The following is a 2036-nucleotide window of genomic DNA, read 5'->3' as shown; positions in this document are numbered from 1 at the left end:
TAGCTATTGAAGGCGCAGTATCAAAATTAAAAGAAATAACGAACATTGTAAGGATAATTATCGTTCAATTGATACCTTCGAGGTCCGATACATTGATTTATACGTTGAAAAGTCATAGTGCAGTTATAAAGCGAATTTTTGTTCTACTTCTGGTAGTCATTTCGGCACAGTTTGTTACCACAAAAGAGGCAGCAGCCCAGGGTAAACAACGTGTACTGCAGCTCTCCGGTGTAGTATTAGGTGAAGACAGCGTTTCCGGTATACCGGGTGTACACATCTATGTGCCAAAAGCTGGTAGAGGAACAACGACCAACCGCGTTGGTTATTTTTCTATGCCAGTGCTAGTTGGCGATGAAGTGGTGATAAGCTCGGTCGGTTACGAAAAGCAGTATTACAAAATACCTGATCACGAGAGTGATAACATCACAGTAATCATCGAGCTGGTCTCAGATACCACCTTCCTTGAGACTGTTGAAATTATGCCTTTTCCAACCGAAGAAATTTTCAAAGAGGCGGTAATAGCGCTAAATCTACCCATCGATAAGCCGGTAAATAATGAGAATCTAAATGACGAGTTATTGGCTTTGATGCTGCGCTCCACCCCAATGGACGCCACCATGAACCACCGCTACTACCTCGACAACTGGACCCAAAACCAGTATGACAAATACGGCCCAAGACCCAACCCACTGCTGAACCCATTCAACTGGGCCCGGTTCTTCAAATCGCTTAAGAAGAAGTAGCAGGTAGGTAGTTTAATTTTGTTTTTTATTGATGGTAAAGATCCCTGCGGGATGACTAATTATGAGATTAGAGACTGTCGATTGTTGAGTTTTAATACTGTTAAATAGAAAATGTTTCTCATATTAAAACGTCATTTAGTAACGCAGTGGAGAAATCTTTACCATTTATACACAATGTCTTAAAACAATAATTCGATGGGAAACTACTTTGTTTACATTCTCACCAACCCGAAACAAACTGTATTATATACAGGGATGACCAATGATTTAGAGCAACGACTGGTAGAGCATTATTTAAACAGAGGAATTAATAAGACTTTTGCCGGTAGGTATTATTGCTACAATCTTTTGTACTACGAAAGGCATCAGTCTGCTTATTCAGCAATTTGTAGGGAAAAGGAAATAAAAGACTGGAGAAGAGATAAGAAAATAAGTTTGATAGAATCTATTAACCCAGCTAAACGCTTTCTTAATCAAGATATAATGCAATGGCCTCCGCATCTTGAAATTACTAGTCGCTAATTAGCCTAAAATTTCTAAAAACGAGTACGACAAGTCGGGATTAGCTTACCACTTTGAATGATGGTCATACCAATGATCTGAAGAATCGTTTAAGTGATTATAATGAGGATAGTACTCAAGATATAAAGGTCCTGGAAATTAATATTTAAGAGACCATTTGAAAATAAAGGACAAGCCATTAAGTTTGAACTTCTATTAAAGAAAACAAGAAATAAGACTTATATCCGTAAGCAGTATTCTCAATACTTTATTCGGGATGTGGCGCAGCCCGGTTAGCGCACCACTTTAGGGTAGTGGGGGCCGCTGGTTCGAATCCAGTCATCCCGACAAAATGAAAAAAGGAAGACCCAATGTCTTCCTTTTTTCGTTTTTCACAGCTCGAAGTGTGTGATCCATCTGAGCCTTACCAAGCCTTACCAAGCCTTCAAGGCTTAGTAAGGCTATTGCAGAGGAAATTTCAGCTTCACACTGTCGATACAACTTGTGCAATTTATGTAATAAGGCCTTACCAATGAGGTGTGCATGACTTACGAAGTAAAATCCTTCTTATCTCTGATTACTTATTCTCTTACTCAACCACTTCGAGGTAGCAGTCAATCAAATAAGTACAAAAAACATCACAGAAGCCACAAGTGGAAATCTTGCGCCAGTTTCGAATACTGGCCGATAAGTACTACAGCCTAGCTTTGGGTGAGAACATTTACACGCGTTGCCGTTGTACTGAAACGCGCGCTAACGGGGGCTTCCTGCTCATTGGGTAAAGGTAGAAAG

2 protein-coding genes and 1 tRNA gene are annotated in these 2036 nt (G+C 39.9%); all 3 read left to right on the top strand.

The window, feature by feature from the left end:
* Positions 1–743, top strand: a 743-nt coding sequence (locus E1176_RS01860; RefSeq protein WP_246205912.1) for a carboxypeptidase-like regulatory domain-containing protein, incomplete at its 5' end; no start/stop codon positions are given.
* 195 nt (positions 744–938) lie between these two features.
* Positions 939–1265, top strand: a complete 327-nt coding sequence (locus tag E1176_RS01855) for a GIY-YIG nuclease family protein (RefSeq protein WP_155208875.1) — start codon at positions 939–941, stop codon at positions 1263–1265.
* Between the two features lie 252 nt (positions 1266–1517).
* Positions 1518–1592 (top strand) — tRNA-Pro (locus E1176_RS01850).
* Positions 1593–2036 lie beyond the last annotated feature (444 nt).

The organism is Fulvivirga aurantia (assembly GCF_009711475.1).
GTDB classification, from domain to species: Bacteria; Bacteroidota; Bacteroidia; order Cytophagales; family Cyclobacteriaceae; genus Fulvivirga; species Fulvivirga aurantia.
The sequence above is the reverse complement of the archived record's forward strand: the minus strand, read 5'-3'. Positions and strand labels throughout refer to the sequence as shown.

Bases quoted from the DNA above. Each gene is read 5' to 3' on its own strand.
- E1176_RS01855 (WP_155208875.1), top strand. From the start codon at position 939: ATGGGAAACTACTTTGTTTACATTCTCACCAACCCGAAACAAACTGTA.